This is a genomic window from Streptomyces sp. So13.3 (assembly GCF_005860785.2).
Classification (GTDB): domain Bacteria; phylum Actinomycetota; class Actinomycetes; order Streptomycetales; family Streptomycetaceae; genus Actinacidiphila; species Actinacidiphila fildesensis.
The window spans coordinates 8,505,604-8,519,850 of the sequence record NZ_CP048835.1 but is presented as its reverse complement, the minus strand read 5'-3'; the positions used below and the strand labels follow the sequence as shown (position 1 = coordinate 8,519,850).

The following is a 14,247-nucleotide window of genomic DNA, read 5'->3' as shown; positions in this document are numbered from 1 at the left end:
GGGTGGCCGGAAGCGTGCCGGGGACGGCCTGGCGGCCGTCGAGATCAAGGGTGCTCATGCCGTCTTCCCCCGGTTTCCGATCCTGCTGACGATGAAGGAGAGTGCGGCGGCGGCCAGGGCCAGCAGCAGCGAGGACGCGGCGGCCAGACCGTAGTCATGGCGTTCGAAGGCGGCTTTGAAGATGTACATGGTCGGTGACCAGGTCGAGCCGAGGGAGGAGGCCCGACTGGAGAGGATCTTCGGCTCGTTGAAGAGCTGGACCGCGCCGACGCAGGTGAACAGCAGTGTCAGCACCACGGACGAGCGGATCACCGGCACCTTGATCTGCCAGGCGATCCGCAGTTCGCCCGCCCCGTCGACCACCGCCGCCTCCAGCGTCTCGCGCGGGACGGCCTGCAGCGCGGCGTAGAAGATGACCATGTTGTAGCCGATCCACTGCCACACCGCGATATTGATCATCGAGGAGAGCGCGTGGTCGGCGGAGAAGAAGGCCCAGTTGCCGCCGAGGCTCTCGATCCAGCCGGTGACCGGGCTGAGGCCCGGCGTGTAGAGGTAGATCCAGATGATCGCCGCGATCATGCTGGGCACCGCGTGCGGCAGGAAGAGGGCGAGCTGCAGGAAGCGCTTCGCCCTGCTGAGGGCGGAGTCCAGGAGTAGCGCGAGGACGAGCGCGCCGCCGATCATCACCGGGATGTAGGCGACGCAGTACACGGCGATGTGCAGGAACGAGGTACGGAACGCCGGGTCGGACAGGGCTCTGGAGTAGTTGCCCAGGCCCGAGAAGACGCGTTCGGTGCCGCCGAAGCCGAGACCGGAGGAGCGTTCCTGGAACAGGCTCATCCACACCGCGTAGCCGATGGGCGCCACCATCACGAGGCCGAACAGGGCGAAGAACGGGACCAGGAGCACGGTCACGGCGCCGCGTTGGCCCGGTCGGGCGGCGGCGCGGCGGCGCGGGGTCCGGGCGAGTGGTACTGCCACGGGGGACTCCTTGGGAGCGGGGTCGTGGGGAGTGGGGCCCGCCGGGCACGTCAGCGCGTGCCCGGCGGGTGGCCGGAGACCGGACGACGGGGCCGGCGGGCGGTCCCGCCGGCCCGGCGGTCACTTGACCAGGTTCAGCCCGCGCTCCTTGATGCCCTTCTCGGCGGACGCCTGACCTGCCGTCAGTCCCTGAGTCAGGTTTCCCTTGGCCGCCGCGTCGGTGATGGCGGTGTTGGTCGCGATCTGCACGGGGCCGAACGTCCAGCCCGGGACGATGGTGTCGACCTGCGCACCGGCGATCTTGTAGACGTCGAAGCCCGCGTAGTAGGCCCCGCCCTTGAACGCCTTCGCGGCCACGTCACGCATCTCGACGTTGGCGGGCAGGGCGCTGCTCGGCGAGGTCAGCGAGCTGAGGCGGGCGGTGACGGCGGCGGCGTCCGTGGTGACCCACCGGGAGAACTCGGCCGCTTCCTTGACGTGCTTGCTGCCCTTCGGCACGGCGTACGTGGTGCCGCCGTAGCCGCCGCTGGCGGGCTTCCCGTCCCAGGTGGGCAGCGGGGCGATCCCCCACTTGCCGCTCAGCTTCGGCATCGCGACGGTCATGCCGCCCGCGCTCCAGGAGGCACCGAGGAAGCTGGCGACGGTGCCGGAGGTCCTGGCCTTGGTCTCGTCCTCGCTGCCGGCCGGGATGGAGTTGACGACGCCGCTGTCGACGAGTCCCTGCCAGTAGGAGGCGACCTTCTGGGACGCGGCGTCGTTGATGCCGACCTTCCAGGCGTCGCCCTCGGTGCTGAACCACTTGCCGCCGCCCTGCCAGGCGAGGGCCGCGAGCAGCACGGCGTCGTTGTCGGGCCAGGACGCGATGTGCACGTTCTTGTCGGCCTGCTGGAGCTTCTCGCCGGCGGTCTTGAACTCTGCCCAGGTCTTGGGGACGGCTATGCCGTACTTCTGGAACAGGTCCGTGCGGTAGTAGTACAGCTGGGGCGCGACGTCGTAGGGCACGGCCCAGGTCTTGCCGCCGAAGGTCACCAGGTCCTGGATGGAGGCCGGGAACTTCTGCTTGACGGTGTCGCCGGCCCGCTCGGTCAGGTCCTCGAGCAGTCCCTGGCTGGCGAACTCCGGAAGCTGGGTGTACTCGATCCCCGCCACGTCGGGGGCGTTGCCGGCCTTGACCGCGTTGGTGATCTTGGAGTATCCGTCCGGACCCCCGGCGATCTCCGAGTACCTGACGTGGATGTCCTTGTGGGTCTTGTTGAACGCGTCGACGGTCGCCTGGGCCCCCTTGGCCCACCCCCAGTACGTCAGGGTGACCGGCTTGGCGTCCGGCGCGGCGCCGCCGGCCGCGGCCTTGTCCCCACCGCAGGCGGTGGTGGCCAGCGCGAGGGAGGCCACAACGGCCGCGAGCGCGAGACGGGTCGTACGGGAGGTGGGCTGGGAGATGGGCTTCATTGCGCGTGCTCCTACGGTGACCCCGACAGATGAGGTGAATGCAGGCCATCATTTGCGCAACATCGATCGCCGTCAAGAGCGAATGAGTGATTCGATCGTCTAGATCGAATATCGATCAGATAACTGCGATCACTCGCTCAGCGTGCTACCGGCCGCCGCACCGCAGGACTGCCGTACCCGCAGCTCCGGCAGCAGCTCCACATGCCGGCGCGGCTGCGCCGGGGCCCCCTGGGAGTGCTCCGCGAGCCGGTCGAGCAGCAGGTCGGCGGCGAGCGCCCCGACCACGCGCTTCGGCGGGGCGACCGCCGTCAGCGGCAGATCCGCGAGACCCGCGACCTCGTCGTCGTACGCGATCAGGGCCAGGTCCTCGGGCACCCGCACACCGCGCGCCTGCAACCGTGGGATGAGCACGATGGCGTCCGCGTCGCTGTGCACCAGCGTCGCCGTCACCCCGTGCTTGCCGACCGCGTCGCACAGGTACTCCAACGTCCGGTCGAACCGGTCGGACTCGTCGCGCGACGGCTCGAGTTCCAGCGGCGACCGGGGGGCCGGGTCGAGTCCCAGCGCTTCGACCGCGGCCGCGTGCCCGATGGCCAACTGCACGGCGGTCGGGCTCTCCTGGGCGGCCAGCGCGACCGTACGGTGCCCGAGCGAGGCCAGATGGCGCACGGCGAGCGCGGCGCCGTGCGCGTGGTCGGTACGCACTCGGTCCAGCGCCGCCGCCGGACTGCCGAGCGGCGCCCAGCGCTCCACCAGCACGGCGGGAACGCCCTGCTGCGCGATCCACTCCTCCTGGCCGGGCTCCGGCACGCCGTGCCCCCAGCTCGGGGTGAGCAGCAGCCCGTCGGCGCCTGTCGACAGCAGCCGCGCGGCCTGCGCGCGGTCCTCGTGCGGCAGGTACTGCGACAGGCCGATGACCAGGCGCGCGCCACGGGCGGCGGCGGCCTCGCGGGCGCCGGCGACGACGGCCGCGAAGTAGTAGTCGGTGGTGGGCACGACCATGCCGATCACGGGCCCCTGGCCGCCGCCGGCCGGGGCGGCGGGAGCGCTCGGCGCGGCCCGGTCGGCGGCCTGCGGATCGTGCGGCCAGACGACCGATCCGTGCAGCCTGCGCACCCGACCCTGCTCGGCCAGCGTCTCCACGTCCCGGCGTAGCGTGACGGAGGAGACGCCCAGCTCGGCGGCCAGGTCGGCGACCCGGATACTGCCCCGTTCGCGGACGAGCTTCAGCACCAGTTCATGACGCTGGTCGACGTGCATCCGCATTGGATTCCCCCTGGTCGCGGCAGCAATGGCCAGCCGTGTGCGATCCGCTCACGACATGACCGCACTCTACGCCTCTATCATATCGATCGCTTTCCGATCGTTACGATCGATCGCCTGCGCAGGAGGCCGCCACGACACCAGCTGAAGGAGAGCGGAGCTCACACCACCATCGCTGTGTGGATCCAGCGCTGGATCCGGTACGGCAGCCACCACGCCAGCTCGCCGACCTCACCGATCAGCCGCTCCTCGCGGAAGTCGGCCAGCACGTCCGCGGGAAGCTCCGCGGCCGGTGCGCCGTGCTCCAGCAGGGTGATCGCCCGGTGGTAGTGCGGCTCCTCGGCGGTGAAGCGGTGCAGTTCGCCCCAGCGCCGGTCGCGGATCTGCACGAAGCCGGGACCGTTGCGCCAGATGCACTTGCACAGGTAGTGCCCGTCGCGCCATTGGCGCACCACCTCCTCGGGGTCCGGCGGACCCTCCACCTCCAGGGGCGGGTGCAGATGGTTCAGCGGCAGCCAGGCCTCCGGATCCGGTCCGGTGCGCAGCCGCCAGTCGACGTAGACGGCGCGGGCGGTCAGATCGCGGATGAGGCACAGAGTACGGACGGTGTCCGCGGCCGCGGTGGGGTCGGTCAGATCGACGACGCCCGGCAGTTCGACCCGGCGCGCGCCCTGGTCCCACAGTTGCCGGACCGCCGCCGATCCGCCGCCCTGGACCTCCAGCCGTCCCAGCAGCATGCCGGGAAGCTCGCAGGCGGCCGGATCGTGGTCGCGCCAGGCGGTGATCGTCAGCGTGGCCGGTGGCCGGGTGGTGTCGGTGGTGATGCTCAACGGAGTCTCCTTCGCGTGCGCGGACGCTGGTGCTGTTGTGTGCGGGGCCGGTGCTGATCCAGCGACGAGAAGGTGCCGGGGCCGGTCACACCAGGGCCGGGGGCTGTACCTGCCGGACCTGGTGGGCGTAGCGCATGAAGTCCAGCCGCAGCATGTCCTCGTTGACCGCCGGCGGCGCCACGTGGACGTACTGGCCGCCGTCGGTGAACACCACTCCCAGCCGGCGCCATTCGAGCAGCAGCTCCTCGACCGACGCCTCGGTGACCGCCACCCCCGGGTTACGGGCGGCGATCTTGCGGGTGAGGGCGGCCGGCGCGTGCGGCTGCTCCAGCAGCCGGAACGCGGACACCTGGACGGGGTCGGCGAGTTCGAGGGTGGTCCAGTCGAAGGCGCGCCGGCGGTTGACCAGGATGACGCGGTCACCGAGGTCCGCGTGGGTGAGACGGCTGCTGCGGTAGTTCGTCTTCCAGGCGGCAAGGGCGTCGTTGAGCGGCTTGACCGTCTCGTCGCCCACGCCGCGCGGCGGCACGTCGAAGACGTACGCCAGATCGAGCATCTCCGATTCCGGCAGGTCGTACGTCAGCCGGTAGGGCTCCGCGGGACGCAGTTCGGAGAAGCCCAGTTCGGGCTTGTTGAAGTAGGGGCTGAACCGTTCGATGGCGATCCGCGCCGACAGGTCGACCGGCGGGTTGAGGTGCTCGAGTGCCGGAATCTGGGCGATGACGTCGTCGTAGTCGGCGGCGGTCTCGCCGGGGAAGCCGTGCAGGTAGTTCCAGGAGATGGACAGCCCCACCGCGGCGCCGTCGCGCAGCATCCGCACGTTCTGGGTGCCGCTGACCCCCTTGTCCATCAGGTCGAGCACCCGGCTGTTGAGGCTCTCGATGCCGGGCTGCACATAGATCAGTCCGGCGTCGGCGAGGATCTGCAGCTGGTTGACGCGCATGTTGGACTTGATCTCGATGTGCATGCGCAGGTCGTAGTCGCTCTCGATGATGCACGGCAGGACGGTGCTGAGGTAGCCCATGTCGAGGATGTTGTCGACGACGTACATGTCCAGCACCTTGTGCTTCTCTGCGAGGCCGATGATCTCCTCGTAGAAGGTGTCCGGGCTCTTGCTGCGGAACTGCATCGACGAGCCGTTGAGGCCGCAGAACGTGCAGTGGTGCTTCTCGCCCCACCAGCAGCCGCGGGCGCCCTCGACCACCAGCTTGGGCTCCACCCAGGACCGGGCCTTCGACGCGACCAGCCGCTCGAAGTAGCCGGTGTAGTCGGGCGGCAGGATGGCGGCCGGCGGCATCGGCACGGTGCTCATCGGGTTGGCCACGCTCCGCCCGTCCACCCGGTGGCACAGACCGGGGACCTTCGTCAGGTCGGTGTCCTCCTGGAGCGCGGTCAGGAGCGCGGGGAACGTCTGCTCGCCCTCGCCGCGGATCACGAAGTCGACGAACGGGAAGTTCCGGTGCACCGACTCGCCCTGCGCGCCGTCGCAGTTGGCGCCGCCCATGACGATGCGGATGTGCGGGGCCATGCGCTTGACGTACTTGGCCGCGGCCAGCGCCGCGGTGTTCTGCTGGAACGTCGAGGTGAAGCCGACGACGTCGGGCTCGGCCGCCACGATCCGGTCGGCCATCAGCTGGACGAACTCGGCCGCGTCCTCGTGCAGTTCGAGGGTCATGGCCATGCGCTCCTTGCGCAGCCGGCCCTTCATCGCCTCGGTGAACTCGGCGACCCGCCACTGCGGGTCCTCGTACAGGGCGGCGGAGAAGACCCAGTCGCCGCATCCCATGAAGTAGGAGGAGAGCGAGAAGTACTCGTAGTCCTCCAGCGTGAACTCCCGCCGTCGGGTGATCCAGTCCACGTATTCGAGGTTGGCGTGCAACACCTCCGCACTCGCTCCGGGGGTCTTCTCGTCGACGCTGCGCTTGAGGATGCCCAGCGCGAGCGACGGAAGGTCGATGGGGGACCAGGGCATGTTCACCAGGAGTACGCGCACGGCTTCTTCTCTTCCTCGTCGCACAGGGGTTCAGCACAGGGATTCGGTAACGGGGTGCATCGGGTGGTGCGGAGTGGGCCGGCCCGGCGGCTTGAGCCGGGCCGGCCTCCGGACTCAGCTGTTCTCCGGCTCGTCGGCGTTACGGAAGGGGATCCTGATGACCACCCCCACGCCCGGCTTCCGGTTCTCCGCCTCGTCCTCGAGCGGATCGTTGTGGATGACGTCCTTCTGCATGGTGGCTACCTCCTCTCTGCGTTCCGGCGGGTGGAACCGGCGGGTTCGGCCGCCGGTCCCCTGGCCCCCACCCCTGACGGGGCGGGGAGCTCTTCGTACGCGGCGCGCTGCGGACGACGGGGGCCGCGCAGATGCCGGTCCAGGAAGACCAGCGCCCGGTGCAGCACCTGTACGTGGTCGCCGCCGTCGTGCCCGTCATGACCGCTGTCCAGCCACAGCGCGTCGTGCCGGACGCCGGAGGCGCGCAGCGCCGCCAGATACGTCTCGACCTGTTCCGGCGGGCACTTGGCGTCCTGGGTCGCGGCGACCACCAGCAGCGGTGCCCGGACCGAGGCGGCGTAACTCGACGGGGACGAACGCGCGTAGATCTCGGGCACCTGCAGCGGGGTGCCGCCGAACAGCTCGGTGTCCAGGGCGCGCAGCGCCGGGGTGCCGGCCGCGAACGCCGTCGCGCAGTCGGCCAGCGGTTTGACCGCGACGGCCGCCTGCCACAGGTCGGGACGGGTGCCCAGCGCCAGCAGCACCAGGTAGCCGCCCCAGGAGGTCCCCCACAGGCCGATCGCGTCCGCGCGGGCGATGCCGCGGCGCACCAGGTCGGCGCGGACCAGCGCGAGATCGGCGACCTGGGTCAGTCCCACGCCCTGTCCGTACGCGGCCCGCCAGCGCGGTCCGTAGCCGGTGGAGCCGCGGTAGTTGACGCGGGCGACGGCGAAGCCGGACTCCACGAGCGAGTGCACGGCCGGGTCGTAGGCGTCCCGGTCGTGCGCGGCGGGGCCGCCGTGCACCAGGAAGACCAGCGGGTACGGTCCCGCCGTGCCGCTGGGCACGGTGAGCAGGGTGTGCACGGGGCCGTCGGGACCCTGGGTCCACACATCGTCGGCGCGGCCGGCGATCGGCGGCGGTACCGCCTCGAGACCGGGCAGCGGCGCACCGAGCAGGGAGCGGGTGCGCGGCGGGGTGAGCGCGTCGGTCCACAGGTAGTGCACATCGCCGCCGGGCTGCGGGGCCGCGTCGAGCACGGTGCCCACGGGGACGGCGACGGGCGCCAGTTCACGCCGGTCGAGGTCCGCGGTGACCAGCCTGCTGCGGCCGTGCCGGTCCTGGCGGACCAGTACCGTGCGGCCCTGCGGGCACCAGCGGGCGGTGATCTCGGTGTCGAAGGAGCACCAGCGGTGCAGTTCGAGTCCGGTGTCGGCGCGCCAGGTGGCGATCACGTAGCGGCCGTCGCGCTCGGCGACGAGCAGCAGTTCGGGGGTGCTGCGCCCGGGGCGCAGTTCGGGGGTGCTGCGCCCGGGGGCGAAGCCAAGTGCCCACAGCCGACCGTCGGTGCCCGGCAGGCTCTCCACCACAGCGCCGTCCGGTGTCAGCAGGGTGACCGCGTCCTTTCCGGCCGCACCGCGCGCGACGGCCAGCAGGTCGCCCGCCGGGGCGAGATCGACCAGCAGGCCGTGACCGTCGGTGCGCAGCACTTCGCGTCCGGCGCCGCCCCGGGGGCCCAGGTGGACGCGCAGTCCGTGCTCGTCCCCGAGCCCGAGCGCGACGGTCCCGCTGTCGCTGACGGCCAGCCCGCAGGGGCGGCCAGGTCCGGTGCCGGTCAGCCCCGGGGTGTCGGGACCGCCGGAGAAGGGCTGGATCCACCAGGTGCCGCGGCCGTTCCGGTCCTCGTCGAACCACCAGATGACGGCATCGGCGTCGATGGCGTACAGCAGGGTGCCGTACGGGCGGTCGGTGACCTGGCGGGCGGCGCCGGTGGCGGCGTCCCACGCGAAGACCTCGCAGCGGCCGTCGACGTCCCCGGTGAGCACCATCAGACCGGGCGACCGCCGGCAGGTGGCGGGCAGCACGGGCCGGTAGACCTGGTAGCCCAGTCCGGAGTCCCGGCCGACGGGGGTGGCGGGGACGGCGGGCAGATCGCTCATGAGGGCTCACCGGCTTCCAGCGGCTGGGGACGGGACAGCAGGGCGGGGTCGTGGTTCGGGTCGGTGGCCGGGTCGTTGTCGGAGCCGGGTTCACGGTCGGGGTCGTGGTCCGAGGGCAGGAACCGGCGGGCCGCGGTCGCGGTGGCGTAGGCGGCGAGCACAGCCAGCCCGGCCGCGCAGAGCAGTGCCGTACGGGTGGACCCGAGGTGGTCGGTGAGCAGTCCGGCGGCGGCCGGGGCCAGGACGGAGGCGACTCCGCAGGCGGTGTCCAGCGTGGTGCCGACCCGGGACTGGAGCTGGTCGGGGGTCACCAGGACGGCCCGCGAGTGCAGGACGACCGCGACCGCCGGGACGGTCAGCGACACGGAGCCCAACAGCAGGCCGTAGACCCAGGCGTGGGTGGCGAAGGCCAGGCCGGCGGCGACCGGCACCATGGTCCAGGAGGCGGCGATCACGATCCGCGCGGCGGGGATCCGCCGTGCGAGCCGGGGCGCGGCGGCGGCGCCGACCAGCCCGGCGGCCCCCGACAGCGCGAGGACGAGACCGGTGGACGCGGTGCCGGAGCCCTGGCCGCGGATGCTGAACACCGCGCCGTAATACAGCGCTGTCAAGAGCCCGTTGACGCCTGCCGTCCACAGCAGCACAAATCGAAGAAACGATTCGTTGCGCACGAAACGTAATCCGGCCAGGAATTCTTCGGTAAAGCGCGGAGGCGAATCCTCCGATTTCTGGTGCGGATTGAGATCGGCTCGGATGGCCCGTACGCAGAGAGCGGAGAACACATAGGAAAGAGCGTCCATGAGAAACGGCAGCCAGCGGGCCAGCGGGAACAGCAGGCCGCCCAGCGCGGGGCCGGCCACCAGCGCGCCCTGCTCCCCCGCCTCCAGCCGCGCGATGGCACGCGGATAGTGGACCGGCGCCACCACGGTGACCAGCGTCCCGCGGGCGGCCGCCTCGTAGCACGCCGTGGCCACCCGCTCGACGAGCGCGGCCGAGCACAGAAGGAGCAGCGAGGGCCGGCCCCAGGCCGCGGCAGCGGCTATCGCACCCATCGCACCTGCCGCCACCAGCGCGGATCCCACCATCATCCCCCGTCGCCAGCGCCGGTCGGCCAGCACGGACGCGGGCGGCCCGGCCAGCAGTCCACCGATCGCGGAGACCGAGGCCAGGACGCCGACGGTGCCGGGCGACGAGCCGAGACCGAGCAGCAGCAGCGGGAGTACCAGGCCCGAGGCCTGGGTGCCGAGCGCGTCGGAGGTGCCCGCCGACCAGTACAGCCAGAAGTCCCGGGACTGGCTGCCGGGCGACGTGCGACGTGCAGCGGTCATGGCGAGGCCGTCCTACGTCCCGGGCGGAATACCCGCAGAGATGGGGAAAAGGGGAGTGTTTCCTCTCGAATCCCCGGAAGCGTAGCGAGGCGGATTCCGGCTCCGCAATATGAACATACGATCCATTACTTCGAGTTGACGTGCCATTGAGAAAGAATTGGCCACGATTCGACCGGTATTCGAGCACGACTCAAGTCCTCTCGGGCTTTCTGCGGACTTCTCTTCCCCGGTGGAACGGCCGCGCCCCGCCGCCCCTCCATGACCTCGGCCTTTGGCCGCCGCGGGGCGGCGGGAAGCGCCGCGTCACTCGTTCGGCAGCACGAGGGGCTCCCCGCGGTGCCGCCGGGCCGCTGTACCTGTCGAATGGGTCAGACGTGAGTCGGAAGCGGGTCCACCGACACGTCGTGACGCCGGCACATCGCAGTACCGGCACCGCGACGGGGAGCGGGCCCACGCGTCGGGAAGGGCTGGACCGATGGCCGATACGACAGATGCTCCCAAAGTGGTGGGCCGGCTGGCCTCGCACCGGCTGCTGGGCGAACTGCTCGCCGAGTTCCTCGGCACCCTGGTGCTCATCCTGTTCGGCGTGGGAGTGGTCGCCCAGGTCGTCGCCGCCGACCTGGGCGACCACGACAGCATCGCGTGGGCGTGGGGGTTCGGCGTCACCTTCGGTGTGTACGTCGCGGCACGGCTGTCGGGCGCGCATCTCAACCCGACCGTGACCCTCGCGCTGGCCATCTTCCGCGGCTTCCCATGGGCGAGGGTCGCCCCGTACGCGCTGGCACAGACGGCGGGAGCCTTCACCGCCGCGCTGCTGGTGCGCTGGAACTCCTCCGAAGTCCTCGCCAAGGCGGACCCGGGTCACACCATCAAGACCCAGGGGGTGTTCTCCACCCTGCCCGGCAACGGCGTCTTCCCGATCAGCGAATGGGGCGCGCTCCGCGACCAGATCATCGGCACGGCCATCCTGCTGCTCGTCATCATGGCGCTGACCGATGTACTCAACACCGCTCCCAAGGCGAACCTGGGCCCCCTGCTGATCGGGTTCCTCGTGGTGGCGATCGGCATGGCCATCGGCACCGACGCCGGGTACGCGATCAACCCGGCCCGTGACTTCGGTCCGCGGCTGGCGAGCTACATCACCGGCTACAACAGCGCGTGGCGCGACCAGTACGGCGATCTCTACTTCTGGGTGCCCATCGTCGGCCCGCTCATCGGCGGCCCGATCGGCGCCGCCGTCTACCACTACGTCGTCAGACCGTTCCTGCCGGAGCACGCCGAACAGCCGGCGGGCAGCATCCTGCCCGAGGACGAGTGACCGCGGCCGTCTCCGACAGATACCCGGATCCCGTCCCCGGCACGGAGCCGTTCCACCGGCCGTCCCGGCCGGCCGTCAGCAGCGATCACGCGTGGAGGAACCGACATGGCGGACTACGTCGCCGCGATCGACCAGGGCACGACGAGCACCCGTTTCATGATCTTCGATCATGGCGGTAACGAGGTCGGCCGCCATCAGCTGGAACACGAGCAGATCCTGCCCAAGGCCGGCTGGGTGGAGCACAGCCCGGTGGAGATCTGGGAGCGCACCCGCTCGGTCGTCGCCACCGCCATGAACAAGCACCATCTGGCGGCGAGCGACCTGGCCGCCCTCGGCATCACCAACCAGCGCGAGACGACGTTGGTGTGGAACCGGCACACCGGGCGGCCGTACTACAACGCCATCGTCTGGCAGGACACCCGCACCGACCGGATCGCCAGCGCCCTGGAGCGCGAAGGCAAGGGCGAGGTGATCCGCGCCAAGGCCGGGCTGCCGCCTGCCACCTACTTCGCCGCCGGCAAGGTCCAGTGGATCCTGGAGAACGTGGACGGGGTCCGCGCGGACGCCGAGCGCGGCGACGCGCTCTTCGGCACGATGGACACCTGGGTGCTGTGGAACCTCACCGGCGGCCCGAGGGGCGGCGTGCACATCACGGACGTCACCAACGCCTCCCGCACCATGCTGATGGACCTGCGGACGCTGGCCTGGGACGACGAACTCCTGTCGTTCTTCGCCATCCCCCGCGCCATGCTCCCGGAGATCAAACCGTCCAGCGAACCGGCCGGGTACGGTCAGTCGCCCGACGTCAGCCCGCTGGCAGGCGTACCGATCAGCGGAATCCTCGGTGACCAGCAGGCCGCCACCGTGGGCCAGGTCTGCTTCGCGGAGGGCGAGGCGAAGAACACCTACGGCACCGGCAACTTCCTGCTCCTCAACACCGGCAACCGTCCGGTGCGCTCCCAGCACGGGCTGCTGACCACCGTCGCCTACCAATTCGCCGGCCAGGACCCGGTCTACGCGCTGGAGGGTTCGATCGCGGTGACCGGATCCGCGGTGCAGTGGCTCCGGGACCAGTTGCACATCATCGGTGACGCGGCGGCCAGCGAGACCCTGGCCCGCCGTGTCGAGGACTCGGCGGGCGTCTACTTCGTGCCCGCGTTCTCCGGCCTGTTCGCGCCGTACTGGCGCTCCGACGCGCGCGGCGCCATCGTCGGTCTGGCCCGCTTCCACAACGACGCGCACATCGCGCGGGCCACCCTGGAGGCGATCTGCTACCAGAGCCGCGACGTCGTCGAGGCCATGGCCAAGGACTCCGGTGTCGACCTGGCCGTACTGAAGGTCGACGGCGGCGTCACCGCCAACAGCCTGTGCATGCAGACCCAGGCGGACGTACTGGGCGTGCCCGTGATCCGTCCGCAGGTCGCCGAGACCACGGCGCTGGGCGCGGCCTACGCGGCCGGCCTGGCCGTGGGCTTCTGGCGCGACACCGACGAGCTGCGGGCCAACTGGAACCAGGCCCACCGCTGGGATCCCGAATGGGACGAGGACCGCCGCGAGTCGGGCTACGCGGATTGGAAGCGCGCGGTGGAACGCACCCTGGACTGGGTCAAGGTCGACTGACCGCCCGACACCCCTGCGGGCTCGTATCCGGCATCACGGATCGGCCCGGGAGAGGCGCGGACCCGAGCCCAGCAGGCGCCGCTTGAAGGTGTCCAGGCGCGGGAAGCGCTCGCGCTGCTCACGGGAGTAACGGTCGAGTTCCTCCACCAGCCGGACCGAGCGCTTCTCCACGTCCAGCTCGTCCAGGATCCGGTCGATCTCCGCCAGCAGCGCCCCGTGCAGCTGCCATTGGCGCGGGTGCTCGCGCACCTTGTCCAGCAGCAGATGCGCCACCGTTTCGCGGTGCGCGCCGCTCTGCTCGAGCGCCCGGCTCAGCTCGTCCTCCGCCTCCTCCGCGTTGGCGCTGACCTGCGTGGTGATCAGCACGGCGAAGTTCTCGATGGCGATGGCCACATGGCGCAGCAGTTCGTTGAGCGCGACCGCCACGTCGGCGGGGAACAGCGCCTCTTCGGTGCGCTCCTTCGCGAGGTCCGTCAGCGTCCTGGTCAGGACCCGCAGCACCACGGCGCAGATCTCCAGCGTGTCCAGGCCCGTCCGCAGGACGACCCGGGACAGCAGCCCCTCGCGGACCCGCGGGTTCCACCGCAGGCTCTCCTCCGCCTGCCGCAGGGAGGCGTCCACCTCGACGATGTCGTGGTCGAGACGGCGGGCCTCGTGCAGCCGGCCGGCGGCGCGCTCGACGGGGGTGTGCCCGGACAGCTCGGCGCCGATGTCGCGGAAGAGCCGGCCCATGCGGCGGGACAGCCCCTCGATGGACTCCCCCGCGGACTCCACCCAGACGGGTGGCGCGAACAGGAGGTTGAACAGCAGACCCACGCCGGCCCCGATCAGGGTCTCCAGGATGCGGTCCCACGCGGTGTTCGCCACCTGGCTGACACCCAGGACGAGCATGGCGCTGATCGCGACCTCGGGGACGAACTCATCCACCCGTACGAAGCGTCCGATGACCAGCGAGGTGAGGATCGTCAGGCCCAGAGTCCACCAGTTCAGCCCGACCAGGGAGCTGAAGGCGCTCGCGATGAGGACGCCGGCCACCACCGCGTTGACGCGGCGGATCCCCGTCGTCAGTGTGGCGTACAGGGTGACCTGGACGACGAGGAGCGCGGTCAGCGGCGCCGTCAGAGGGGCCGGTTGGGGGGTGAGCCACACCGCGGCCTGATAGGCGATGACCGCTGCCGCGGTGGAGCGCAGGGTCTGGGCGACGACCGGTTCGTTGGACCTCTGGACGAGTTTGACGACGGGATCAGGTACGACGGGCATCTCCCACCCCTTCCCGATCATGGAGGGCTCAGGCATCGGACCTGAGCCGGTG

Annotated in this window: 10 protein-coding genes; 2 read left to right on the top strand and 8 right to left on the bottom strand. The window is 70.9% G+C overall.

Features of this window, described 5'->3' with window-relative positions; genetic code table 11:
* Window positions 1-54: 54 nt before the first annotated feature.
* From C8250_RS38020 to C8250_RS37990, 7 genes are all read right to left on the bottom strand, one after another.
* Window positions 55-981, bottom strand: a complete 927-nt coding sequence (locus C8250_RS38020) for a sugar ABC transporter permease (RefSeq protein ID WP_244809634.1) — start codon at window positions 979-981, stop codon at window positions 55-57.
* A 120-nt stretch (window positions 982-1,101) separates the two neighbouring features.
* The gene (locus C8250_RS38015; RefSeq protein WP_138355645.1) at window positions 1,102-2,430 is read right to left on the bottom strand and encodes a sugar ABC transporter substrate-binding protein; all 1,329 of its coding nucleotides are present in this window, start codon (window positions 2,428-2,430) and stop codon (window positions 1,102-1,104) included.
* A 129-nt stretch (window positions 2,431-2,559) separates the two neighbouring features.
* Window positions 2,560-3,696, bottom strand: coding sequence for a substrate-binding domain-containing protein (locus C8250_RS38010; protein WP_138355644.1), 1,137 nt, complete (start codon window positions 3,694-3,696; stop codon window positions 2,560-2,562).
* Between the two features lie 158 nt (window positions 3,697-3,854).
* Entirely contained in the window at window positions 3,855-4,430 is a 576-nt protein-coding gene (locus tag C8250_RS38005; RefSeq protein ID WP_232485138.1) for a DUF5825 family protein, read from the bottom strand.
* 178 nt (window positions 4,431-4,608) lie between these two features.
* Window positions 4,609-6,516 (bottom strand): RiPP maturation radical SAM C-methyltransferase, encoded by a 1,908-nt coding sequence (locus C8250_RS38000; protein ID WP_138355643.1) that lies wholly within the window; start codon window positions 6,514-6,516, stop codon window positions 4,609-4,611.
* Window positions 6,517-6,755: 239 nt separating this feature from the next.
* Window positions 6,756-8,669: an alpha/beta fold hydrolase gene (locus C8250_RS37995; protein WP_138355642.1), complete on the bottom strand. Its 1,914-nt coding sequence runs from the start codon at window positions 8,667-8,669 to the stop codon at window positions 6,756-6,758.
* Window positions 8,666-9,997: an MFS transporter gene (locus tag C8250_RS37990; RefSeq protein ID WP_138355641.1), complete on the bottom strand. Its 1,332-nt coding sequence runs from the start codon at window positions 9,995-9,997 to the stop codon at window positions 8,666-8,668. The genes C8250_RS37995 and C8250_RS37990 overlap by 4 nt, the downstream gene beginning before the upstream one ends.
* 475 nt (window positions 9,998-10,472) lie before the next feature.
* Here C8250_RS37990 and C8250_RS37985 point away from each other — a divergent pair, with 475 nt between their 5' ends.
* Window positions 10,473-11,315 carry an MIP/aquaporin family protein gene (locus tag C8250_RS37985; RefSeq protein WP_138355640.1) on the top strand — a complete coding sequence of 281 codons (843 nt, stop codon included), beginning with the start codon at window positions 10,473-10,475 and terminating at the stop codon, window positions 11,313-11,315.
* A gap of 105 nt (window positions 11,316-11,420) precedes the next feature.
* Window positions 11,421-12,935 (top strand): glycerol kinase GlpK, encoded by a 1,515-nt coding sequence (gene glpK / locus C8250_RS37980; protein ID WP_138355639.1) that lies wholly within the window; start codon window positions 11,421-11,423, stop codon window positions 12,933-12,935.
* A gap of 33 nt (window positions 12,936-12,968) precedes the next feature.
* Here glpK and C8250_RS37975 read toward each other — a convergent pair whose 3' ends face one another.
* Window positions 12,969-14,195 (bottom strand): aromatic acid exporter family protein, encoded by a 1,227-nt coding sequence (locus C8250_RS37975; protein WP_138355638.1) that lies wholly within the window; start codon window positions 14,193-14,195, stop codon window positions 12,969-12,971.
* Between the last annotated feature and the right edge of the window lie 52 nt (window positions 14,196-14,247).